A 24,853-nucleotide genomic window follows, 5' to 3' on the forward strand; every position below is an offset into this window, starting at 1 on the left:
AACATCAGCACCTCCCACTCTCGAGGGAGTGCATTGTTTTATTACCGTAGAAGCTGTACATTTAAGCACCGATAGACTAAAGAAGCAGAGGCAAAGTGTTAAATGCTTTGCCTCTTCATTTTTTAGTCTTCATCTGCTTTTGTCAGCACTTCGTTGACATAACGAGCAACTGCCTCGATTTCTTCTTCTGATAAAATCGTTCCAAATGCCGGCATCGTTGTATCACCATTTTTAACTTGCTCTACTACATTATTATAGTTTTCAGAAAACACACTTTGTTGTAAATTAGGTCCATTATGACCGTTTGCCCCCATATTTCCATGGCAGGATAAACAATTGCTTTCATAAACTGATATTCCTAGTTCATACGGATCTGAAGTACTGCCGGTAGTATCTTTTTGCTCAGATTCCACTTGTTTACCCTTACTGTCTTGAGAAGCATCAATTGGCGTTCCATTCCACGTTCCGTTTAGTTTAAAAGTATATACTTTGTCTCCATGGGCAGAACCTGCTAGAGAATTACCTGCAGCAAAAATTGAAAGGTATTGTTCACCGTCAATTTCGTAAGTAACAGATGGGGCGTTTCCACCGGCATCCATTTTATAATTCCATACTTCATCACCCGTTTTAGCATTGAATGCGATAAGTCTACCATCATTGTGACCTACAAAGATTAAATCTCCTGCTGTTGCAAGAACACCTGAATATGCATTATCCTCCCATTTTACTTGCCAAGCAATTCTATTCGTTTTTACATCCATTGCTGTAATTGTTCCACGTCTTGGTGCACCACTCACTGGTACGAAAATACTTCCATGCCATTCTCCACCCTCTTCATATGCCTGTTCGTCCTGTCTAGTTAATGCACTGTAGGAATCTGTACCTAATACATAAAAGTATTCAGTTTCAGGTGAATAAGCGGAAGGCGGCCAGTTTGCACCACCAAATGCTGATGGTTTTAAAGTAACCGGTTCATCCCAAAATGGAGTAAAAATTGAACCAGTCTTCCCTTCAAAATTTTCTCCTAAATCACGTTCAATATCTTCTGCCGTAACCTCCTGCGGCACAAATGAATCTCCTACAGGGAATGGTTGTGTTGGAGAAGTTTTTTGTTCCGCAAGCTGAGGAACAGGCTTTTCTTCAATGCCAATTAAAGGCTCTCCATTTGTTCGATCCAAGAAATAAATCCATCCGGTTTTTCCTGCTTCCCCAAGAGCTTTTCTCGTTTCCCCATTAATTTCAACATCAAACAAAATGACAGGATTAGTCGGATCCAAATCCCATATATCATGATGTACTTGTTGGAAATGCCAAATATACTCGCCCGTTTCTGCATTAAGAGCTATTATGGAGTTTGCATATAAATTGTCACCCTCGCGTTTACTTCCATCTAAATCTGGTGCAGTATTTCCTGTTACAAAGTAAATGTATCCAAGCTCAGGATCAACTGCCGGCGTATTCCATATTGGAGCACCCCCATGCAGCCAGTTTTTGTCCTCATCATCTGGCCAAGTATCCCCGTTTTCTTCATACGGTGAAGGAATGGAATACCATCTCCATACTTCATGACCGTAATCTGCATCATAGGCCATAATTCGACCTCGGATTCCATATTCCCCTCCAGCAACTCCTGTATACACTTTACCGTTATAATATAATGGAGCACTTGTAATTGTATAGCCTTCTTCCCAATCAGCAACCTCAGTTTCCCACAACACTTCCCCAGTTTTTTGATCTAATGCTACTAATCTAGCATCAAGAAGCCCTGCAAAAACTTTACCATCTGCAACTGCTACCCCTCTTGTAGTCCATCCACAACAAACTGTATCAAGTTTTTGTTCAATTTCTGGTCGGTATTCCCAAATTTTTTGACCTGTTTTTGCATCTAAAGCTAATACATCGTTTTCTCCAGTAGCAATATACATAACTCCGTCAACAACAATCGGTGTTGCTTCACCAGAAAACTTCATGTCTAAACTAGCTCCTAAGCTTGTTACCCATTGAGGTTTCAAATTTTTTATTGTATCGATGTTTATTTGTTCGAGTTCTGAAAAGCGACGATTAAAATAATCTCCACCATGGGTAACCCATTCGTCTTTTGCATAACTTACATCAATATTTGGCTGTGCAGGATTAATACCATTCGTTACATTTTCTTCATTAGTTGAATTGAGCGAAAATCGCTCAGTGCCTTCTTCTATTTGATCTAGGGTAATGAAATGTTTCGTTAATGCCCCTGCATAAAAAGCAATGCCGAGTAGAATAATTAATACGATGAAACCAAACACTAGCACCTTTGAAGAGCTACTTTTCATTGTCTCACCCCTTTAATTTATTTATGTTAAGCACTTTCTTAAGCGCTTTCATAATGAAACTTTATTTCTACATCATATTACCGACATATAAAATGTAGTATTTTTTACAGATAAAATTTTCACAGAATTTACATATTTTTTTACAAAAATAAAAAGCCAATCATTTCGATTGGTTTCTACCTGTTTTCATATATAATTGTCATTAAATTCGGTGCAGAAATAATGATGATCTTCACAGTTTTGATGAAGGAGTAAACTGTTTGACTAGTTGCTTCTAATTATTTTTAAAATGAAAAAGTGTAGATAAGTCGTTTTTGACTTGTCTACACTCTAAAACCAATCCTATTAATTGTTTCTTTCAAACACAAGCTAAAATTTGCTAAGGCTTGCCTCCAAATTATTCAATTAAACTGATTAATATCTATTCAATATTATTTCAATTAATCATCAGATCTCATATTTGTATAAATTAGGATTAATCGAACCAACTCAAGAACTGCAACTGCTGCTGCTGCAACATATGTCATTGCTGCTGCACTTAAAACCTTTCTTGCACTACGTTCTTCATTATTTGAAATAATCCCTAATGAAACAACCTCATTCATTGCCCGTCTTGATGCATCAAACTCAACTGGCAATGTCACAATTTGGAATAATACTCCTGCAGCAAGTAAAACAATACCAAGCAACAACATATTTGTACTAGAAGCAAAGATACCAATCATTACAAAAATCCAAGATGCATTAGATGAAATATTTGCAACAGGTACTAATTTTGAACGCAATGTTAAAAATGAATAAGCTTCTTTATGTTGAATTGCATGTCCGACTTCGTGTGCTGCAACTGCTGTACCAGCAATTGTATTATTATAATAATTATCCTCAGATAAAGCGACCGTTTTTGTAGCTGGATTATAATGGTCAGATAATACTCCTTGTGTTGGTACTACTCGTACATCCGATAATCCATGTTGATCTAATATCAAGCGTGCAACCTGGGCACCTGTCATACCTTTTGATGCTGAGACTTGTGAGAACTTTCGATAAGTACTTTTCACCTTAAATTGTGCATAAATCGGTAAAATTAAAATAATCAGAAAGTAAATAATATACATGCTAAGTGACAATTACTCTCTTCCTCTCTTTTAATTACTATACTAGTAATTTTAATGTTTTATTGAAGTTTCTGCAAATATTCACGCTTATTATAAACTAGAAATGCAATAAAAATGCATACAATTGATAACCAAAATGTAAAATATCCAATATGGTCAGCATATTGTTGTAAACTTCTATAAATAGGCATTTGACCATAAACATAATCAATAATGTCATTATGCAATGTCCAAATAGCAGCTATGGCTATATGAATTGGTTTAAATCGATATTTGCTCATGTAAAGGATCCCTTCCACTGCCATAAGGAAATGAGAGCAAACTAACATCCAGCCATCTGGACCGATCGATCCATTTTCGACTAAAGTTAATAAATTCATAACTACAGCCCATAATCCATATTTTACAAGCGTAATTAAAGCTAAAGCTTCAATCAATTTGAAATGCTTTCCTAATAACCACCCTACAATTGCTAAACAGAAAAATAAACTTGCAGTAGGGCTGTCCGGAACAAAAATCAGAAACTGTGGTTCAGTGATGGATAATTGACTCGAATACCAATAGTAGCCAAAAATTGTTCCAAAAAAGTTAATGATTAAAAGTAATGTTAAAAATAATCGGCTAGTTAAAATATACCAAGCCTGTGTGAACAATATCCTCATACCTTTTCCCCTTTATATAGCATACCAAATAATAATTTATGTATTCTTTATTAAGTAAGAGCATATGTAATAAGAAAAAAATAGTAAATCTAAGAACTGAAAGCAAATCCTTTACTCTTGTGACTAAATATCCTATACTAAGAACATTATTTTCAATTTTAACTATGTAGAAAAATTATCTTTAGGTGCCGTAGGATTACTAGAAAAACTATACAGCAAAAATATTAAAAGAGAAGAGAGTCAGTTTCCCGACTCTCTATAGAAAATACGTATTATTCTTCAGCTTTTAAACTAGCAATAAACTCAGCTAAAACTTGAAGTTCTTCATCAGTACCTGCAAATTGGCCACCTGGCATTGCACCACGACCATTTTTAATTACTTCTGCAACCTCTTCAGCTGTTAATTCGTTACCTAATAAAGGTGGTGCAGCTGAACCACCAGCCATATCTGTTCCGTGACATGCGATACAAGATTTACCTTGTTCACCAGTGAAGATTAAATAACCTTCAGCGTTTTCATCAAACTCAATATCAGCAACTGGTTCTTTAATTTCACCTTGTTTTGCAGCAGCTTCCCAGTCATGGTTTACAACAGATTCCCAAGTTAAATAAACCATTGAAGCAAGTGCCAATAACATAAACGCTGTTGGTAGTGGACGTTTAGAAGGACGACGTTCTGGTCCTTTGTCTAAGAATGGCATTAATGCTAATGCACCAATTGTTAAACCAGGAATAATAATTGCACCAATAACATTGTATGGACCTGATGCATAAGTGTATTTTAATAATTGGTACAAGAATAGGAAGTACCAGTCTGGTAATGGAATATATGAAGCATTTGTTGGATCTGCCGGACCTTCAAGTGGTGAAGGGTGAGCGACAGTTAATAGTAAATATCCAATTAAGAAAACAGCACCAACCATCCATTCTTTTAATAAGAAATCAGGCCAGAAAGCTTCTGTTTTACCTGGATACTCGGAATAATCTTTAGGCATATTCACCATACGATCATTAGCTTTAACGCGTGAATCGCCTACGAATTTCATCCCTTTTCCGCGATGCATAGTGTCCCCTCCTTTAGAAAAATCATAAAAAGTACGCGCTAAATCATAGCGGTCCTGAAATACCTTGACGACGAATCATTATAAAGTGCGCTGCTAGCAATGCAAATAATGCTGCAGGTAAGAAGAATACATGAATTGCAAAGAAACGTGTCAACGTTTGAGCCCCTAAAATTGCAGAATCCCCAGCGAGTAAAACCTTAATAAGGTCACCGATAAATGGAACAGAGGCTGCAATTTCAATACCTACTTTTGTAGCAAATAATGCTTTCATGTCCCAAGGAAGTAAATATCCTGTGAAACCTAAACCTAACATTACGCAAAAGATTCCAACACCTACAATCCAGTTTAACTCACGAGGCTTTTTATAAGAACCTGTGAAGAACACACGAAGTGTATGTAAGAACATCATTACGATTACTAATGAAGCCCCCCAATGGTGCATACCGCGAACGATTTCACCGAAAGCTACTTCGTTTTGTAAATAATAAACTGATTTCCAAGCATTCACTACGTCTGGCACATAATACATTGTTAAGAACATACCGGATAAAATCTGAATTACTGTAATGAAGAATGTTAGACCGCCGAAACAGTATACGAATGCTGAAAAATGATGTGCAGGGTTAACGTGCTCTGGCACTTCGTGGTCGGCAATATCACGCCAAATCGGAGTGATATCTAATCGCTCATCGACCCAATCATAAATTTTATTTAGCACTATTGTCTACCCCCTAACTAATTAAACTAAAGTATTTGGCATTTTTTTCCCAAGCAATAAAAATCCATCTTTTTCTGATACTTCATACTCGTCCAATGGACCTGTAGGTGGTGTTCCTGGAACGTTTTTACCTGTTTTCTCATAACGTCCACCATGGCAAGCACAGAAGAATTGATCTGGGTGAGCTGAATCCCCTGCCCAGTTTACAGTACAACCTAAATGTTTACATACTGGTGAAAGAGCTACGATAGTATCTCCACTTTTATACACCCATGCTGCTTCAGTTACATCAGATTTGTACCAAGCATCTACTTGTTCGAATGTAAAATCAACTTTAATAGGCTCTTCCGTAATATCTGCAATTTTTTGGCTAGTCTGTACAAAATCTCCAGCAGCTTTTGTTTGTAATGCTGGATCGATTGCAAAGCGAATCATTGGCATTAACATACCAGCAGCCATAAATCCACCAACACCTGTTAAAGTGTAGTTTAGAAATTGACGTCTTGAAACTCGATTATTACTCATCCTTTTCCCCCCTCTAACTAAAAGGTCAGTCCAACGGACATACTTTTACTAATAGTAATACTAGGACATTTCTATGATATATCAATAAAATAGGTTGGTCAATATTGCATTCAGATGAATCGACAAGTTTGTGAACATTTCATGAAACAATTTCTATACTTGTGTCCATTTGGAAGAAAGTATAGGAATTACTAGTTTCAATTGATCTTCAAGCACCTTTTTTTTCACTTCTCTATCCATTGATTCTAATGGAATTGACGGCAACCAAATAACATCAATTTCATCGCCCAAGCTTGTCCAAAAATGATCGCAAGTTATAAATAAAACATGCTTAAATCCTACCTTTTGTAATTCCTCTTTAAGCAATGAAACCGATAATCCACCCCTGGTCCCCTCAGTATAGGAAAAAGGAGGCATTAGCATTAACCTCCCTTTAAATTGTTGTTCGATAAAAGAAGTAAGAGACATTAGAAACTCTGTTGATGAACTGCTTTGTACAATGCCTGCTTCACTGAGGTTAATCGAAAGTAATGGAACAATTGCTGTATCGATATATTCCTTTTGTGATTGAAATTGTTGAACATCCTTAGCATTAAAAAACATTAATTCTCCTCCATATATATCAATATTTACTATTGCCAAAAAACAATAAAATTTAACATGTTAAATTTACACTCATATGTATATATTACCAACTTCAAAATGGTAATGGCTATTTTATAAAATATACAAAATTATCCGAATAAATGAATCTCATTCAGTCGCTAGTTTCGACCGAATGAGATTTTTTAAATATTTTTTGATGTCTGTTTTAATGCTTGCAGCAAGTTGGATAGCTTATAAAATCTCTCTTTATCCCCTTTATCTAATGCATCATCAATTTCCTTTAGAAGCTTTTCTTCTTGAAACGCTAGCATACTGTTATTTAACATTTCTTCTGCAATAAGCCGATCCTTTTCACTAATATGAAGATATTTAGGCATATAAGGATTTTCCTCTAATACAGCTAAATATTGTTGACTCGGTGGTATATTTGGAAAATTTAATTGAATATACATACTATCATTTGGGTGTAGTCTTAAATCATGAAAGGATTTTTCCGCATCACTCGTCATAATATTTTCTTTGTAAAAACGAAAGGGTACACCGTTGGAATCGACGGATGACATAACGATTGCCCGTGGACAATAATGTGCTTCTTCAACGAAGTGAATATTTTCAAGTAAATTATCATTACTTAATAAATAATTCAAAATCCAAACGCACTCTCTTCTTTTCAATTGGAAATTTTTAAGGAACCACCGAACAAACGTTTTTTTATCAATAATCGGAACGGAAGAAGTCATTAGCTATCCCTCCTTTTGTCTAGCTATGGTGATACACCCTCAAAGTCGGTTCAATCCACAGTCAAAAAATAAGATTGCGTTTCCTTGACTGCGGAACGAAAGCAGCTTGCCTGAGGCAACAAGCACCTCCGTTTTTTTCTTATTCAAGAGTATAAAGCAAATCTAACCACTGTTGCTCTGTAGGCTGCAGTTCGATTAATCGGTTTACAATCGTTCTTGCTTCATTTCGTTTACCATCTTCTATTAAGAAGTAACAATATTTTCCTAAAAACGACGGATCATCTTTAAAATCATTATATGCTAGCTTATAAATTTCGTATGCGCGTTCATACTGCTCATCTTTCGAATATGCCTCTGCAACGAATGGATATAGCGCGCTCCAATCAAAATCATCCCTTTTTAAATTTTCATATAAATCTATAATATCCTCATATCGCTCTTCATTTGCATAAATTGACATTAAAATTAAAATTGCTTCCATATATTCTGTATCTAATGCAATTGCTTGCTGTAAATAGTCCACCGCTTCTTGAGGAAGACTATTTTTTAATGCCATCTTGCCTGCGAATAAGTAAAAGGATTTATCATATTCATCCCGTCTTAACCCTTCTTTAATAACGCTGTATGCCTTTTTATTGTCTTCAATCATGGCATAGCTTTCGGCCAATAATAAATATGCACTAAAATAATCCGGATCAAGTTCTTTTAAATCTTCTAGTTGTTTAATTGCTAGCTCATACTTTTCTGACTGAAATGCTGCATAACCGGAACCAAAAAGTAAATCAGGTGTAACGCTCTCCTCAAGAGCTTCCATATAATAATCAAGTGCAGTTTCATACCCTCCACCTGAACGGTAAACTTCAGCAAGTCGCTCTGCTAAAACTACTCCCGCAATCGTTTTGTTTTTTTCATGTAATTCCTCGTAAATGCGTACAGCCTCTGTGAAACGACCCGTTTCAAATAAAAGCTCTGCTTTTGCAAATTGTAATAATGATTCATTTGGTAGCAGTTGTAATGCTTCATTAATACGCTGCTCTGCAACTTCGTACAAGCCTTGCATTTGATAATAATCTGCTAATAAAAGAAGACTCTGCGGATATTCGGGCGATTCTGAATCAATCCCCATCAGCAATGCAAGTGCCTCATCTTCATCGCCTAGTTCAATTAAGACTGATGCTCGGTCAATTGACAACTGTGCTTCATCAGGAAAGAGGAATTGTAAATGTTCATAAACGCGGTTTGCTTCATTTAAAAAACCAAATTGCATAAATAAATCCGCAATTTCATATTGAACTTCGGGTTGTTCGTTTAATAGAAAGGATTCTAAAAAATTATTAATTTGCTGCAAGTCTCCATTTTGTATAGCTTGTATCATTTCATTTGTCGTATTTGTCAAATTGCTCACCTTTTTATTCAGAGTCATTACTATGCTACATGACTTAACTAACAAAAAACAAGGAAAAGGAACTGTTTTATTCAAATTAGAAGAGAGTTAATTACAGTAACAATCAGAAAAAATTTTTTCATCATTTATAGATAACCATTAAAAATAAATGTAAAGCAAACTTGATATACTGTAAAATCAATTTTACTATAAGTAAAGAATAGTTAACCTACAATAGGTGGTGTAATTTAATTTTGGATGTAAAAAATATTGTTTTATCAAATCGACTTCATGTTTTAAGGGCAGAACATAAAATGACCCAAAAGGATTTAGCTGAAAAAGTTGGTGTTAGTCGGCAAACTATTATTTCTATTGAAAAAGGAAATTATACTCCTTCACTTTTGCTAGCCTATCAAATTGCAAAAACTTTTGGTAAAACGATTGAAGAAGTATTTACTTTTGAGGAATAAAAATATAGGAGGAAGTAAGATGATAAATAGAAACAGAACATTTGGGTATGTAGTAATTTTAGTAGTAGGTGGATTGTTGTTTGTTCCTTCAATAATATTAGAAAAAATCGATTCTTTTTGGGGAGGATTAGGTGCCGCATTAGGAATTCTTGCGATCGTACGTTTGCTGCAAGTAGCTCGTATAAACAAAAATAAGAATTATGCTAAAAAATGGAGCACTAATAATAATGACGAAAGAATTATCCATATTTCAACTGAAGCCCGCTCGAGAACTTTCTATTTTACTGTAATTATTGAAGGAATACTAATCGTATTATTCACTGCACTAAATATGATGGAACTTGTTAAGGTTTTAATTTGTTTAATTACGGGACAGTTAATGATTTATTGCTTCATGTTCTATGCTCTTAGAAGTAAATATTAATCTCTCAATACTACTGTAACATTAAAATGGTCATTTAAAACTTTTGGCTAATTATTATATGCATGTAAGATGGCTCTAGTTTCCTACTTGAGCTGAAGCCATCTTTTTTAAACTCCAGTTTCAACACCGTTTCAAAAATACCTTCATTCATTTTGATTTAAATTTCCTCCTTTCTTTTTAAGGAATTTGGTTTTGTGAAAATAAAAAAGACCCCAAACAGATTCACTATTTGAAGTATCTATTTGGGATGCTTTTTCTGCACTTTTGATATTTTTCTTAATAAAATAATGGTTAACTATAGACGATTTGAATTTATTTTATCAAAAGCTCCTCCACATGTTCAAAAAAAGTTGGATATGAAACTGCAATACATTCTGCATCATCAATTTCAATAGGTGAAGAAGAGATTAAAGCAGCGATGGCAGACATCATACCGATCCGATGATCTCCGTATGTTTTTAAATTAGCTCCACGTAAATTTGTCGGACCCTGAATAATCATACCATCATTAGTTGCTTCAATATTCGCACCTAGCTTTTTCAATTCAGTTACAACTGCAGTAATACGGTCAGTTTCCTTTACTTTTAGTTCTTCTGCATTACGAATGACAGTCGTCCCTTCTGCTTGAGTGGCTAAAAGTGCAATAATCGGAATTTCATCAATTAGTCGAGGGATAATATCCCCTTCTATTGTAATTGCCTGAAGCTGAGATGACTTAATTGAAATTGTTGCAGTTGGCTCTGATGCATTTTCGTCTTCAACTTGAACAGACATGTCTGCTCCCATTTTTTCAAGAACTTCAATTATTCCAGCTCGTGTAGGATTTACTCCAACATTTTTCATTTCGATACTACTATTCGGAACGATTGCACCTGCAACTAAAAAGAATGCAGCTGATGAAATATCACCTGGAACATCAACATGGGTCGCTTTAAGTTGTTGCCCGCCCTTAAATGATACAACTCCATCTTGAACGTCAATAATTGCTCCAAATTGCCTTAACATACGTTCTGTATGATCTCGAGATACCTCTTGTTCCCTAACAATTGTTGTCCCTTCTGCTCGAAGACCTGCAAGTAAAATTGCTGATTTTACTTGAGCACTTGCAACAGGCATCGTATAATCAATCGCAGTTAATTGGGTGCCTTGAATTGCTAACGGGGTAAACTGTCCATTGTCACGACCAGAAATTTTAGCTCCCATTAATCGGAGTGGATCTGCTACTCGACGCATTGGACGTCTTCCTATCGACGCATCGCCTGTCATTACGGTATGTAATTTTGTACCTGATAAAATACCGAGCATTAACCTTGTTGTAGTACCTGAATTTCCTGTATAAAGGACCTCTTTAGGCTCTTCCCAAGAATCCATTCCAGCACTATTAATTGTTACGTTTGTTCCGTCCACTTCAATTTCTACTCCAAGTTTACGAAAACAGTCGATTGTACTTAAACAATCATCTCCTAGGAGAAAACCACTTACTGTCGTTTTTCCCTTCGCTATCGAACCGAACATTACTGAGCGATGTGAAATGGATTTATCGCCTGGAACAGTAATCGTTCCTTGCAGGCTAACATTTTTATAATCTAATTTTTTTGCAGAAGACATTTGGCAAGTTCTCCTTTCAAAAAGCAAAACCCTTTTGAAATATTTATGAGATATACATTTCAAAATTTGTACGCTTGCTAATACAATTTTTAGCTTTTTCACGATCATCGGCATTTTGGAAGCTTATCACTAATATACCGAAAACATCTTCTCGCGCCTCGACAACGCGAATATTTGTAATACTAATTTTTTCTTCAGCTAAATATCTAGTTATTTGAGAGATTACACCAGGATAATCTGGAATATCTACATATAAATCGTAAGTAGTATAGAATGCCCCCGTTGTAATTGGCAGTTCATCACGAACTTGTTTTGCAACCGCAAAATATTGCTCTATAGACTCTTCATCATTATTTAATAATAGAGTCTTTACACGATTCATTTCATTGAGCCAGGAATCTAATTGTCCAATCAATTCTTGACGATTTTGCTGGACAATATCCTTCCACATAATCGGGTTAGAGGAAGCAATTCGTGTAATATCGCGGAAACCACCTGCAGCAAGCAATCTTGTCATCGGATGTTGCTTCTGCTCAATATCTAGTTGATGTACGAGTGATGCTGCAACAATATGAGGGAAGTGGCTGACAACAGCCGTCATATGATCATGTTCAATTGCATCAACCTTCACAACTTTTGCTAGCGTAAATTTTAATAGTTGTTCAAGTTCGTTTACTTTTTGTTCATCTTCATCTTTCAATGGCGTCAACATATAATAAGCATTTTCAAATAAATGAGGTTTAGCTGCACGAACCCCACTTTTATGAGAGCCTGCCATTGGATGACCGCCAATAAACGAAATACCATACTCTCGAAGTTCAACAGCCTTTTCCATGATCAACCCTTTTGTGCTTCCTGTATCTGTCACAATAACATCCTTTTTTAAAGGCCATTGCTTTAATCGCTCCAACCATTCAAGGGTTGCATTTACGGGAGTACCAAATATAATGACATCGGCTATGCTTGCTGTTTTAATGACATCATCAACAATTTCATCAACAATATTCAATGATTCAGCAAGTTCTCTCGTTTTTTCAAATATATCGTAGCCGAATACTTTCGTATTAGGGGCTTTTTGACAAGAAAGTGCGATTGAGCCCCCGATTAAACCAAGTCCAATGACAAAGACGTTCCGTGTCATGCAAATACTCCTTGCTCAGTTAACACTTCTTCTAGTAATGCTAAGAACTTGCTATTTTGTTCTTCTGTGCCGATTGTTACACGGATGAATCCAGGAGAACTTAATGCATTACCACTTCGAATAATAAAGCCGCGTTTCAACATTTCTTGGAAAACAACATCACTATCAGCTTTTACCTCAAATAATATAAAGTTTGTTTGTGAAGGATAGTATTTTAAGCCGTGTTTCTCACAAAACTCAACATATTGTTTTCTACCAATTTCATTTTTCTCTTTACATTCTTTTATAAATTGTTGATCTTGAAGAGCAATGATTGCAACCTTATGGCTTAATACCGTGTTATTAAATGGCGGACGAACTGGATCAAGCTTCGCAATTACTTCTTCTTGCGCCACTGCATAGCCAACTCGGAATGAAGCTAAACCGTATGCTTTTGAAAACGTACGCATAATAATAACATTTGAATATTCATTTATATAATGTAGCGTATCTTTGTATTCCGGTGCATCGATATATTCAAAATAAGCTTCATCTAGTACAACTAGCACTTCAGAAGGCACTTTCTTTAAGAAATTTTGAAGCTCATCATCGCTAACAATAGTTCCTGTTGGATTATTTGGATTACATACCCATACAACAGATGTATTTTCATCGATAGCCTCCAACAATGCATCTAAGTCGTGTTTCCCATCAGTTAAAGGTACTTTGCGCACTTCAGCACCTTCGATTTCAGCATTATGGCTATATTGTGAGAAAGAAGGGTCCGCCATAACAGTATTTACTCCAGGATATAGCAATGCACGAGTAACAATCGCGATTAAATCGTCGGATCCATTACCGAATAGTAATTGCGACTCCTTAACCCCAAGATGGTTAGCTACTGCAGTACGAAGAGATTGCGCATACCCGTCAGGATAAATAGCGTGATTTGTAGAATCAGATTGTAAGAACTCTTTTACTTTTGGTGAGTAACCATATGGATTTTCATTTGATGCAAGTTTTATAACTTCATCTAATCCAAACTCCTTTTTTACTTCTTCGATTGGTTTCCCTGGTTGGTATGCTTTCATTCCATTAATTTGTTGTTTCCATTTCACGTTCAACATCTCCTCTTAAACCGGTAATCTATTATTTTATTAGGTCAGGGCGCAAGCTTACTGCGTTGTTTAAATAAACATGATGTATATCCTTCTGATGAACATCTGTGTTGACATGCATTAATACACGAATACAAAGCGGCAATGCTCCTGGTACATTCATTTCATGCATACACATTGTCGGTACATACTGCCAGCCTTCAAGCGAACGCACCGCTTTAGCTGGAAAAGCAGAAGTAATATCTGGAGTAGTAGAAATCAATACGGAAATGATATTATCTGGCAAGATATTATTTGCTTTCGCTATTTCCTGTACTAATTTAGCAGTTTCTTCTAAGACAAGTTCAGATTGATCTAGTTCGATTGTTGTTGCTCCTCTTACGCCACGAATCATTTGCATACCTCCATAAGTAGTGATCGATATTCGATATCTACTTCTCTACATTCTGATAGTTCTATTGGCTGAACAAATGGTTCTCCAATTTTATTTAATAAAACAAATTTTAACTCGCCATACTCAGCTTTTTTATCTTTCAATAAAAACTGCTGTAATGTTTCAAATGAATACTTTAAAACTTCATGAAATGGATATCCATTTTTATATGCAAAAGATAAGAAAGCTCTTGTAAATTCACGGCTTATTTGACCATATCGTTCGCTTAAAAGTAAAGCGTAGACCATCCCAATCATGACTGCTTCACCGTGTGCTAGGCCACCATAGCCAGCAGCTGCTTCTAGTGCATGACCATATGTATGGCCAAAATTCAAATATTTTCTAACAGATTGTTCAGTTTCGTCTTGTGCAACAATATTAGCTTTCACTTCAATTCCTGCTTTTAAATGAAGAGCAAGCTGCCCACTTTCGATATTTGTGATTGATGGACTTGCCATCAATTGCATTAGCCAATTTTCATTTGAAATGAGCGCATGTTTTATTACTTCAGCCATACCAGAACGTACTTCACGTTTGCTAAGAGATTGTAAAAACATTGTATCGTAAATCACAGCTTCTGGTTGATAAAATGCACCTACTAAATTTTTTCCTAGCGGGTGATTAATAGCTGTTTTTCCTCCAACTGCTGAATCATGAGCTAAAATAGTTGTAGGAATTTGAATAAATGGGATGCCACGCATGAAGGTAGCTGCTGCAAATCCAGTTAAGTCTCCGACTGCACCGCCTCCGAAAGCAAATAAAAATGACTTGCGTGTACAATCTTTTTCGATTAAAAATGTATGTGCATTTTGATAATTTTCAAAGCTCTTACACGCTTCACCACTAGGCATGATAAAAACTTCAAATGAATAAGGGAAATGCTTTTTAAAATAATCACCTTGTGCATTCCATACATTTTCATCTGTAAAAACTATTAATTTATCTGCTTTTTTTAGCATCGCATCAAAAGAATCGAATGCTGTATGGAGTATATTGCTACCAATAATCACTTCATAACGATGAGACGCCGTATTTACTGGTATTCTCATTTTAATACTCCTTTGCGTATTTGCGCATTTCATCTATTTGGGCTTTTAGCTGCGGCAGTTGGTCGCTATGGTATTGGTCTATAATTGCACTTGCAATTTCCCAAGCAATTACGTTTTCAGCTACTATAGATGCAGCAGGTACTGCGCAGCTGTCAGAGCGTTCAACACTTGCTTTAAACGGCTCCTTCGTTTCAATATCCACACTTTGTAATGGTTTGTAAAGGGTAGGAATTGGTTTCATTACCCCACGTACAACGATTGGCATTCCTGTTGACATTCCACCTTCTAATCCCCCTAGGCGGTTTGTAGCACGAGTATAGCCATTTTCTTTATCCCATAATATTTCATCATGTACTTCCGAGCCTTTTCGACGAGCCATTTCAAAGCCGATTCCAAACTCCACACCTTTAAATGCATTAATTGATAGCATCGCTTGAGCGAGTCGTCCGTCAAGTTTTCTATCATAATGAACGTAAGAACCGATACCCGCTGGAAGCCCTTCAACAATTACTTCTACAACGCCACCTATTGAATCGCCAGCTTTTTTTGCTTCATCAATTGCCTGCACCATCTTTTCAGAAGCGGACTCGTCAACACAATAGCAAGGATCCTGTTCAACTATTGCTCTAATTTCATCTATTGATTTTCCCTCAATTTTTGATGTATCAGCTTTGATTCCGTAAATTTCAGTAACGTGCGAAACAATAGTGATGCCTAGTTCATTTAATAAAGCTTTTGCAACAGAACCTACTGCAACTCGAACAGTCGTTTCACGTGCACTTGAACGTTCTAAAACATTACGCAAATCTCGATGGCCGTATTTCATTCCGCCGACTAAGTCTGCATGACCGGGTCTAGGTCTAGAAATTTGGCGTTTAATTTCATTTGGATCCACGTCTTCTGGCAATGGATCTGCACCCATTATTTTTGTCCAATGCTTCCAATCGTCATTTTTTACGACTAATGCTACAGGGGAACCTAACGTTTTTCCGTGACGCACACCACCAACAATCTCGACAGTGTCAGTTTCAATTTGCATACGTCTTCCACGGCCATGTCCGCCTTGGCGACGTTTTAAGTCATAATTAATTTTTTCTGCTGATATTGGTAGAAGAGACGGCAACCCTTCGATAATTGTAGTTAATTGAGGTCCATGAGACTCTCCTGCAGTAAGGTAACGCATAAAACACTTTCTCCCTTCAACTCGCTAAAGTATGTATTTTTTACTATAACACATTATAAATTAAAAAACAGCGTCATTTTTGAACTATTTCTCTATAGTACCGAATATTCTGACACACTATTTTTCACTTTTTCAAAAACAATTAAATTAAATGTATACTACCATACTAACGTAATTTCATGTAGAAAAATACGCTTCTCGCTAAATATACGAAAAGCGTTTGTTATTCTAGAAAATATCCATAATTATTTAATTGCTTTGCAAACAATTTTCGCTATTTTTTTCGGTAAAAAAATGTATCTTCCACTTCAAATCCATAACGCTGAGGATTAAATATTTGTTCGGTTGAGCCTACAAATAGTATTCCTCCTGGTCGCAACGATTTACTAAAATTCTCATATATTTGATCTTTAGCTTCTTCTGTAAAGTAGATCATGACATTACGACAAACGATTAAATCAAAATTCGATTCATACTGATCTTTTAGTAAATTATGCTTTTTAAAAGTAACTGTTCTTTTTATCTCATCCTTTACTTTATAGAAAGGTCCTTCTTGCATGAAATACTTGCCCTTAATATCAGAAGGAACTTCAGCAAGGGAGCGCTCTGGGTACAATCCTAGCTTTGCTTTTTGAAGAACATTTTCATCTAAATCAGTAGCCAGCACCTGGATTTGTGATAGGGGTACATGATGGGATAATACCATCGCAAGTGAATAAGGTTCTTCACCCGTTGAACATGCAGCACTCCATATTTTTAAGCGGCGATTTGATTGAAGAAGCATCGGGAAAATTTTATTTTGCAACACTTCCCAACGCTTTGAATTTCGGTAAAATTCAGAAACATTAATCGTCATTCGATCTAAAAATTCATTCATTAAATCACGATCTTTTTCAAGTGCATGCAAAAAATCAACAAAATTGCGATAACCTCTTTTTTCATAAAGAGATGTTAAACGTCGCTTCATTTGGGCTTCTTTATATAGTGCGAGATCGATTCCTGTTTTTTTCTTTATTCCATCTATAAATTGTTCGTAATCAGACATTTATCTATCTTTCCCCTCAACTATCTTAAATTTATTATAGCGGAATTTATAGAAATTCGAAACCTATCATTTCACCATAATTTGGGTGATTTTATCCTATATTCTAATATCGAAATGCTAGTTCGTCTTATTCTATTTCTTTTATTGGGGAAGTAATTGGGGAAGTACTTATTAGAATTTTAAAAAGGTATGTTAATGTTGAGCTGGCTAAGCACACAAGCCGCAGAGCCACGTTGTGCCTCTACGACTTGTCTTTGTGCTTTGTGTAAGACCAGCTCACAGTTATATTATGCTTCTAATACTTCTTAAATAGTACGCAGCTTACAGTGGTAGGCTGCGTCTTCTTAGTTTAGTTAGACTTGCTGGAAAAAAATATCTAGTTAATGAACAATATCTATAATAAAAAAGTAACTATCACCATTAGCAATAGTTACTTTAAAAGTTATTTTTAAAAAATGAACTAGTTTAAATTAAACTAAATCTGCGCCAAACCATAAGTTAATTTCACGTTGTGCAGAAGCTTCTGAGTCAGAACCGTGGATTACGTTTTCAGAAATTGTTACAGCATAGTCACCACGGATTGTACCTGGTTGAGATTCTTCTGGTTTTGTAGCACCCATCATGATACGTGCAAGTTTAATTACATTTTCGCCTTCCCAAACCATTGCAAATACAGGACCAGAAGTAATGAAGTCAACTAATTCACCGAAGAATGGGCGCTCTTTATGCTCAGCATAGTGCTCTTCAGCTAATTCGCGAGGCACCATCATTAATTTTGCACCTTTCATTTCGAATCCACGACGTTCAAAACGATCGATAATATCACCAATTACTTGACGTTTTACTCCATCAGGTTTTACCATAATAAATGTTTTTTCGATTGCCATAAATTAACACTCCCTAAAATTATATAAGGTTTTTCACCTACCGATAAATATTACCAAAATAACACCCATACATCAACTCTCATAGTTTATTCCTATAATCCTAAAATTTACGCTTCCCAATAAATAATGCTACATCACGCAATTTTTTCTTCATTGGATGATCCGGTAAAGCGTCTACTTCTTTTAGAGCTTTTCTTAAATAACCATTGCTAATGGCAATTGATTGCTTAATGGCATCAGAATTTCTCACAACATTTAACATTTCTAATCGTTGTTGTTCTGTTACTTGTCCCTTCGATGCTTGAGCGATAAAATGCTTGATTGTAGGATGGTCTTTTAATAATAGGATTGGCAACGTTATATTTCCTTGCAGCAAGTCACTTCCGGCAGGTTTTCCGAGCTCTTTATCAGTTGAGGTAAAGTCTAAAATATCATCGACTATTTGATAGCTCATGCCGACAAAATAGCCAAATTGTTTTAAATGTCTTACATTTTTCTCGTCTACACCAGAAACAACTGCCCCAAGTTCACAGCTAGATTCAATTAGCAAGGCAGTTTTTCGCTTTATTCGACGAAAATAATCTTTTAAATTTTGGTTATTACGAAACTTATCTTCTATTTGAATCACTTCGCCATTACAAATTTCAACCATCGTTTTGGCCAAAATTTGATGGACTTTTTTGTTTTCGATAGATGTAACATACTCTAAAGCACGCGCAAAAATAAAGTCGCCCGTGTACATGGCAACTCTATTATTCCATTGTGATTTAACAGTATGTCTACCTCTTCTCAAATCTGAATCATCAATAACATCATCATGTACGAGTGATGCCATATGAATTAATTCTAACGGCACAGCAATATTCTTTATGTTTTCAATGTTATATTGCCCAAATTTTGCACTAATTAAAACAAAGACAGGGCGAATTCGTTTACCGCCCGCTTGTAATAAATGGAGAGAGGCATCATTTATCAAGTGCGAAGACGAGTTTAACGCTTTTTCTAATTCTTTTTCGATGATGTCTATATCCGCTTTTAAATCGGAATAGAGTATTTTTAACTTCATCTTTTCCACGCGTGAAACCTTCTCCCCCTAGTTTTCTTTTTTAAATCCCATATGCATCGCAGCAGCTCCACCACTATATCCTTTGTAAGATACATTGTGAAAATCTGCATCTTCGAACATTTTTGCAAGTTTTTTCATGCCAGGGAAATCATTCGCGGATTCCTGCAGCCAAGAATATTCTTTATAGCTTTTCGCAAATATTTTTCCAAATAACGGCATAATATAATTAAAGTAAAAACGAAAAAGTTGTCGATATACCGGAATTTCAGATTGAGAAGTCTCCAAGCATACTGCCATGCCGCCCGGTTTTAACACACGGTTCATTTCACGTAGTACTTGCATATAATCTGGAACATTCCTTAAACCAAAACCAATTGTCACATAATCAAAAGTATTGTCTTCAAATGGAAGCTCCATCGCATTTCCATGAATAAGCTCGATTTGTGGGAATGGTTTTACTTTTTCTTCACCAACTTTAAGCATGTTTTTACTGAAATCAAGACCTTTTACTTCACCCTTTTCTCCTGTAGCCTTCGCTAATGCAACTGTCCAATCAGCAGTGCCGCAGCAGACGTCAAGACATTTAGAACCAGGCTTTACGTTCATTCTTTTCATCGTATCTTCACGCCATTTAACATGTAACTGAAAGCTTATAACGGAATTCATTTTATCGTAGCTTTCAGAAATATGTTCAAAAACCTCATGTACGTGCTCTTCTTTTGATTTTGCCATTTTTTCAGAACCTTTCTATGCCACTAACTACACTCTACTTGATGTCTTATGTATCGTTTTAATTCGTCATTTAAAGTTGACGAATGAAGATATTCATGAAGTAAATCTTGTAGCATATCTATTTTTTCTACTAGTAATTGTTCTAAAGTTTTTTCTTCGTTTGAAACACTCTCAATCATCTTTTTCATAATTGAGGAATTATGTCCATTCTGAAGGTTGCGAACTTCTTTTTTTAGTTGAAGCAACAATAAGCCTGTATGCATAAGTGAACTATATTGTTCGAAATTAAAAACTAGATAAAATCGTCTAATTAACTCTGTTTGAATTACAGAAATCGTATTAAACCATTGTTCTAATGAATTTTGATTGGATTCATATACTTTTATTTGATGCTCGCAGCGGTTTACAATTCCTTCTGAAAGTTCTCTTATCAACGTGATATTACCCAAATGGGCTAATATTTCATAGTAACGGCCGCTATAATAATCTCCGGATAAAACTGTAAGCTGCTGCTCTTTACTCGTTGCATTTGTCTCATTTATTTTATCATGTTCATAAAGCGATGCATGTACAATTCCGACTGTAATTGCACTTTTATCGATATGTTCATTCCATTCTTCGCCGTTTAAAAAAGGCAATAATAAGTAAAACAATTGATTTTCATTTATCACCGGTGCTCCAGTATATTGCAGTAATGTTCTATGACGAACATGCATGAAAATATTTGTTTTTAATTGTTCAATTGATCCTTGAATGTATGTTGCATCCATAGATATTACTCCATTCCACTATTTGCATCTTATGATTGTTTACCAATCAAATTAATTATTTCTTAGAACCGCTTTCAATAACACCGTGTGCAGAAAAGATTTTTGCTTTCCCTCTAATTTTCATTGCAGATGTATGTTCAGTAAATTGCGCAATCATTACTTCTCCAGCATCCAATTTTTCAGAATGGTGGAATTTTGTATCAGTACCACGTGTTAAACCGATTACATGCACACCGTCTTCTTGTGCTTCAATGATAATATAATCTGGTTGAGTCATCGTATCTTTTCTCCTTAAAATCAAATTCGACTTGGCGTATTTGTGACTGTCGCTAAAGCTTTCGTCACAGTCAAAACATTTGCGCCCAGATTTTATCGAGCTAGCTTGATAAATTTCCTCTTAAAAATCTGTGACATCCACCGGAGGCATAACTTCATTCAACAGAATGAAGTTAAAACATTTTCTTGTACATCATATCATAATAAATAGTCTTATTTAAGACATTTGAATTAATGAAATTACTTCTCGACGTAAAACATCATCGTTTTCATAATTTCCACGAGCTGCAGATGTAATTGTTTTTGAACCTGGCTTTTTAAGTCCGCGCATTGTCATGCACATATGCTCAGCTTCAACAACTACATAAACTCCATGCGGTTGCAGCATCTCCATTATGGAATCGGCAACAGTCGAGGTGATACGTTCTTGTAGTTGTGGTCTACGAGCAACCGATTCAACACAACGACCTAATTTACTTAATCCTGCTACTCTACCGTCTTTAGGTATGTATGCAACATGAGCTTTCCCATAAAAAGGTACTAAGTGGTGCTCACACATTGAATAAAAAGGTATATCTTTAACAAGTACAACTTCTTCATGCTCTTCATGAAATACAGTACTGAAAAATTCCCTTGGATCTTCATTAATTCCACTAAACATTTCCTCATACATTTTTGAAACCCTCTTAGGAGTATCAATTAAGCCTTCACGATTTACATCTTCTCCAACCGCTTCTAATATCATTTTCACGGCTTCCTCTATTTTTTTTAAATTTACTTCAGACATTATTATATCCTCCTAAACCACTTTCACTACATTATCAAATTGAATCGTAGCACATACTGACTCTAATCGCAAAAAGGGTTTCATTACTTTAAAAAAAAATTTGTTTAAATACAATTTAAATTAATATCTCTTCTAGAATAATTTTTTTTGAAAAAGCATTTGCTCGTGAACATCGTTGTAAAAGCTAATGCTCGGTGACCATCTCTTGCTTCTTCAATTTGCGAATTTGCATGAAAGATTCCATTAACAAAATTAAATCACCTATCTGCAATCTAATCAAAAAAGTACTTGCTTCCTTACTTGTCAGTTAATCTTTGAAGTTGTTTTGTTATAAATTAGATTAGGCTTATCTTCTATGTAATTTGGGTTTATAAGTATGTAAAAAAGAGCAGTCATCATGCTTGTCCATGACGACTGCTCTATGTAACTGCTAGATGCTTTTATTTCACAGCATCTTTAAGAGCTTTACCTGGTTTAAAAGCAGGTACTTTGCTTGCAGCGATTTCGATTTCTTTACCAGTTTGTGGGTTGCGGCCTTTACGAGCAGCGCGCTCACGTACTTCAAAGTTACCAAAACCAATTAATTGTACTTTGTCACCCTTTGCAAGAGCATCTTGAATTGTATCAAATACAGCTTCAACTGCTTTAGAAGCATCTTTCTTAGAAAGACCTGCAGCTTCAGCAACAGAGTTTACTAATTCTGTTTTATTCACACCATTCACCTCCTCTCAAAGGGTCATGAACCTAAATCATGTAAAAAGAGTAACATATAGAAAACCTTGGTGCAACTGTATTTATCCATGTTTTTCGATATATAATACTATTTTTTATAAAAAAACATAAATAACAGGACTTTTCACCTGGAAAATGAAAAGCCCTGTTATTATTTTGTGCCATATTTTACGAAATTATACAATACTAGATAATGAACGTAACCAAACCACGTTCACCTTCATTAACCATTCTTTCGATAGTTTGGCGCATTCTTTTTTTAGCATTTAATGGTACTGCATTCATTTTATAGCGAATGCCTTCTTTTAACACTTCGTGTAACGTTGTACCAAATAGTTGTGTTTCCCATAATTGCTCCCGATCATGATTATAGGCATACTGTAAATCTTTTAAAAGTTGTTGGCTATAAAATTCAGTACCGATTAATGGTGCAAACTCAGTTTCCATATCTACGCGAATAATGTGATACGATGGCGCTGAAGCTTTCATACGAACTCCGTAGAAATTATTTTGTTTAATAATTTCTGGTTCACTTGGCTCAAACTCTTCCATTGTAGGTAGAGTAACACCATAGCCATGTTCCCTTGCCTCTTCAATTGCTTCTCGGAAGCGTCTATGTGCTTGCTTTGCCTCAGCTGCTTCTTTAATGAACAGCAACCAATCTTTTTTCGTATCAATTGGGGAATCCAACCATTCATTGCAAACAGCTTTATAAATTTCCGGTTTTAGCGTAATACGGACTGTTGCAATTCCTAAACCAGCATCGACTCTTTCAATTTCACTATCTTTTACAAAATCAATTTCACGTAATTGTGCGGCTGCTTGGGAAACATCACGAATTTTTGTTACAGAATTCAGCACATTCCCTACAGCATCTGAAAGAGTTAAATTTAATGGATGCATGTGATCTAATACATCAAGCCAATCTGGTTTTTCTACTTCAATATCCTCAATTGGAAACTCATAAAGTGCTTCTTGTAAAATGTACTCCATATCATTTCGAGACATTTGATCGATCGCAACAGGAATAACTGGAACACTGTATTTTTCAAGCAATTCATTACGTAATGTTTGTGTATTACTATGACTTGGCATTTGGCAATTTAATACGATAACAAAAGGCTTGCCAATTTGTTTTAACTCGTTAACAATTTGTTCTTCAGCTACTTCTGCAGCAACTCGGTTAATGCCATTTACTGAACCATCCGTTGTAACAACTATCCCAATATTTGCATGGTCGCGAATAACTTTATCAGTTCCGATTTTTGCTGCTTCTTGGAATGGAATAGCATCTGTACTCCACGGTGAATTTACATAGCGTGGTCCATTTTCATCTTCATACCCTTTTACCCCATCAATAATATAACCGACACAATCTGCAAAACGAATGCGGAATGGTATCTCGCTTTCCCCAATCGTAATCTCAGTCCCTTGAGCAGGAACAAATTTTGGTTCAGCTGTCATAATAACTGGGCCTGGTGAGCTCTGTGGCAGCTCGTCCAGTGCTCTTTTACGGTCTTCTTCATCTACGATATTTGGGAGCACAATTGACTCCATCATTTTTTTCACAAGAGTAGACTTACCAACCCTAACAGGCCCTACGACACCAATATATACGTCACCATTCGTTCTTTCTGCTATTTGATGAAAGATTTCTTCGCCTATTGTAGCTCCTCCTTTACGTAATTCAGTCTATGTGCGATATTCACCAAATATGAAATACCTTGTACGAAAATTTATAAAAATATATGCACATAATCAGATAAGTATTATCCTGTCACTTTCGACAAAGATGTCCACACAAGGACAGTACTTTAATTAGTGTTTTATATATAGTAGATGTATTTGAGCGGGCTAAGGGCCAACACGATGTTGGTCATGGGAGTGATGTCTCATGGATGCGACGTCTTCCCTCCCCTCACAAGCCGCGAAAGCCATGTTGTACATGTCCTACTCGAATATCAGGATTAATCTAAAAGTAAAATACTTCTGTTTAAATTATGATTTACAAAACTAAAAAACCC

The 24,853-nt window shown here is 35.7% G+C and carries 26 protein-coding genes; 2 read left to right on the plus strand and 24 right to left on the minus strand.

Annotated elements, in window-relative coordinates:
- Positions 1-122: 122 nt before the first annotated feature.
- The 9 genes from EKG35_RS09315 to EKG35_RS09355 all read right to left on the minus strand — a co-directional run bounded on the left by EKG35_RS09315 (position 123) and on the right by EKG35_RS09355 (position 9,168).
- The gene (locus EKG35_RS09315; RefSeq protein ID WP_126294173.1) at positions 123-2,315 is read right to left on the minus strand and encodes an outer membrane protein assembly factor BamB family protein; all 2,193 of its coding nucleotides are present in this window, start codon (positions 2,313-2,315) and stop codon (positions 123-125) included.
- 440 nt (positions 2,316-2,755) lie between these two features.
- The gene (locus tag EKG35_RS09320) at positions 2,756-3,430 is read right to left on the minus strand and encodes a zinc metallopeptidase (RefSeq protein WP_126294174.1); all 675 of its coding nucleotides are present in this window, start codon (positions 3,428-3,430) and stop codon (positions 2,756-2,758) included.
- Between the two features lie 59 nt (positions 3,431-3,489).
- A complete protein-coding gene (gene lhaT, locus EKG35_RS09325; protein ID WP_126294175.1) occupies positions 3,490-4,092 on the minus strand; it encodes a lipoprotein heptaprenylglyceryl N-acetyltransferase LhaT in 603 nt (200 codons plus the stop codon).
- A gap of 272 nt (positions 4,093-4,364) precedes the next feature.
- Positions 4,365-5,156: a menaquinol-cytochrome c reductase cytochrome b/c subunit gene (locus EKG35_RS09330; RefSeq protein WP_126294176.1), complete on the minus strand. Its 792-nt coding sequence runs from the start codon at positions 5,154-5,156 to the stop codon at positions 4,365-4,367.
- A 43-nt stretch (positions 5,157-5,199) separates the two neighbouring features.
- Positions 5,200-5,874 carry a menaquinol-cytochrome c reductase cytochrome b subunit gene (gene qcrB, locus EKG35_RS09335; protein ID WP_126294177.1) on the minus strand — a complete coding sequence of 225 codons (675 nt, stop codon included), beginning with the start codon at positions 5,872-5,874 and terminating at the stop codon, positions 5,200-5,202.
- Positions 5,875-5,895: 21 nt separating this feature from the next.
- Positions 5,896-6,399, minus strand: coding sequence for a QcrA and Rieske domain-containing protein (locus EKG35_RS09340; protein WP_126294178.1), 504 nt, complete (start codon positions 6,397-6,399; stop codon positions 5,896-5,898).
- A 153-nt stretch (positions 6,400-6,552) separates the two neighbouring features.
- Positions 6,553-7,002 carry a YpiF family protein gene (locus EKG35_RS09345; RefSeq protein WP_126294179.1) on the minus strand — a complete coding sequence of 150 codons (450 nt, stop codon included), beginning with the start codon at positions 7,000-7,002 and terminating at the stop codon, positions 6,553-6,555.
- Between the two features lie 185 nt (positions 7,003-7,187).
- Positions 7,188-7,745 (minus strand): ReoY family proteolytic degradation factor, encoded by a 558-nt coding sequence (locus EKG35_RS09350; protein WP_126294180.1) that lies wholly within the window; start codon positions 7,743-7,745, stop codon positions 7,188-7,190.
- Between the two features lie 139 nt (positions 7,746-7,884).
- Positions 7,885-9,168 carry a tetratricopeptide repeat protein gene (locus EKG35_RS09355; RefSeq protein WP_185807693.1) on the minus strand — a complete coding sequence of 428 codons (1,284 nt, stop codon included), beginning with the start codon at positions 9,166-9,168 and terminating at the stop codon, positions 7,885-7,887.
- Between the two features lie 215 nt (positions 9,169-9,383).
- Between EKG35_RS09355 and EKG35_RS09360 the strand changes: the two genes are divergently transcribed.
- Together EKG35_RS09360 and EKG35_RS09365 are read left to right on the plus strand one after the other, a co-directional pair.
- On the plus strand, positions 9,384-9,599 hold the full coding sequence (locus EKG35_RS09360) for a helix-turn-helix transcriptional regulator (RefSeq protein WP_281274604.1): 216 nt from the start codon (positions 9,384-9,386) through the stop codon (positions 9,597-9,599).
- A gap of 19 nt (positions 9,600-9,618) precedes the next feature.
- Positions 9,619-10,023: a hypothetical protein gene (locus tag EKG35_RS09365; protein ID WP_126294181.1), complete on the plus strand. Its 405-nt coding sequence runs from the start codon at positions 9,619-9,621 to the stop codon at positions 10,021-10,023.
- Between the two features lie 312 nt (positions 10,024-10,335).
- On the opposite strand, the gene aroA is transcribed toward EKG35_RS09365, so the two are convergent.
- From aroA to spoIVA, 15 genes are all read right to left on the minus strand, one after another.
- The gene (aroA, locus tag EKG35_RS09370) at positions 10,336-11,631 is read right to left on the minus strand and encodes a 3-phosphoshikimate 1-carboxyvinyltransferase (RefSeq protein WP_126294182.1); all 1,296 of its coding nucleotides are present in this window, start codon (positions 11,629-11,631) and stop codon (positions 10,336-10,338) included.
- A gap of 43 nt (positions 11,632-11,674) precedes the next feature.
- A complete protein-coding gene (locus tag EKG35_RS09375) occupies positions 11,675-12,772 on the minus strand; it encodes a prephenate dehydrogenase (protein ID WP_126294183.1) in 1,098 nt (365 codons plus the stop codon).
- Positions 12,769-13,869 carry a histidinol-phosphate transaminase gene (gene hisC, locus EKG35_RS09380; protein WP_126294184.1) on the minus strand — a complete coding sequence of 367 codons (1,101 nt, stop codon included), beginning with the start codon at positions 13,867-13,869 and terminating at the stop codon, positions 12,769-12,771. Before hisC ends, EKG35_RS09375 begins: the two co-directional genes overlap by 4 nt.
- Before the next feature lie 31 nt (positions 13,870-13,900).
- Positions 13,901-14,263, minus strand: coding sequence for a chorismate mutase (gene aroH / locus EKG35_RS09385; protein WP_126294185.1), 363 nt, complete (start codon positions 14,261-14,263; stop codon positions 13,901-13,903).
- The gene (aroB, locus tag EKG35_RS09390) at positions 14,260-15,351 is read right to left on the minus strand and encodes a 3-dehydroquinate synthase (protein ID WP_126294186.1); all 1,092 of its coding nucleotides are present in this window, start codon (positions 15,349-15,351) and stop codon (positions 14,260-14,262) included. Before aroB ends, aroH begins: the two co-directional genes overlap by 4 nt.
- A 1-nt stretch (position 15,352) precedes the next feature.
- On the minus strand, positions 15,353-16,534 hold the full coding sequence (gene aroC, locus EKG35_RS09395; protein ID WP_126294187.1) for a chorismate synthase: 1,182 nt from the start codon (positions 16,532-16,534) through the stop codon (positions 15,353-15,355).
- 274 nt (positions 16,535-16,808) lie between these two features.
- Entirely contained in the window at positions 16,809-17,579 is a 771-nt protein-coding gene (locus EKG35_RS09400; protein ID WP_126294188.1) for a CheR family methyltransferase, read from the minus strand.
- A 470-nt stretch (positions 17,580-18,049) separates the two neighbouring features.
- The gene (ndk, locus tag EKG35_RS09405; RefSeq protein WP_126294189.1) at positions 18,050-18,466 is read right to left on the minus strand and encodes a nucleoside-diphosphate kinase; all 417 of its coding nucleotides are present in this window, start codon (positions 18,464-18,466) and stop codon (positions 18,050-18,052) included.
- Positions 18,467-18,566: 100 nt separating this feature from the next.
- Positions 18,567-19,541, minus strand: a complete 975-nt coding sequence (gene hepT, locus EKG35_RS09410) for a heptaprenyl diphosphate synthase component II (RefSeq protein ID WP_126294190.1) — start codon at positions 19,539-19,541, stop codon at positions 18,567-18,569.
- Between the two features lie 18 nt (positions 19,542-19,559).
- Positions 19,560-20,264 carry a demethylmenaquinone methyltransferase gene (locus EKG35_RS09415; RefSeq protein WP_126294191.1) on the minus strand — a complete coding sequence of 235 codons (705 nt, stop codon included), beginning with the start codon at positions 20,262-20,264 and terminating at the stop codon, positions 19,560-19,562.
- 23 nt (positions 20,265-20,287) lie between these two features.
- Positions 20,288-21,034 carry a heptaprenyl diphosphate synthase component 1 gene (locus EKG35_RS09420; protein WP_126294192.1) on the minus strand — a complete coding sequence of 249 codons (747 nt, stop codon included), beginning with the start codon at positions 21,032-21,034 and terminating at the stop codon, positions 20,288-20,290.
- Positions 21,035-21,089: 55 nt separating this feature from the next.
- Positions 21,090-21,311 (minus strand): trp RNA-binding attenuation protein MtrB, encoded by a 222-nt coding sequence (gene mtrB / locus EKG35_RS09425; RefSeq protein WP_126294193.1) that lies wholly within the window; start codon positions 21,309-21,311, stop codon positions 21,090-21,092.
- Positions 21,312-21,527: 216 nt separating this feature from the next.
- Complete coding sequence (gene folE / locus EKG35_RS09430) at positions 21,528-22,097, minus strand: GTP cyclohydrolase I FolE (RefSeq protein ID WP_126294194.1); 570 nt, start codon at positions 22,095-22,097, stop codon at positions 21,528-21,530.
- A gap of 440 nt (positions 22,098-22,537) precedes the next feature.
- Entirely contained in the window at positions 22,538-22,810 is a 273-nt protein-coding gene (locus EKG35_RS09435) for an HU family DNA-binding protein (protein ID WP_004232618.1), read from the minus strand.
- Between the two features lie 205 nt (positions 22,811-23,015).
- Positions 23,016-24,494 carry a stage IV sporulation protein A gene (gene spoIVA, locus EKG35_RS09440; RefSeq protein ID WP_126294195.1) on the minus strand — a complete coding sequence of 493 codons (1,479 nt, stop codon included), beginning with the start codon at positions 24,492-24,494 and terminating at the stop codon, positions 23,016-23,018.
- Between the last annotated feature and the right edge of the window lie 359 nt (positions 24,495-24,853).

The organism is Lysinibacillus telephonicus, assembly GCF_003966145.1.
In the GTDB taxonomy this organism is placed as follows: domain Bacteria; phylum Bacillota; class Bacilli; order Bacillales_A; family Planococcaceae; genus Ureibacillus; species Ureibacillus telephonicus.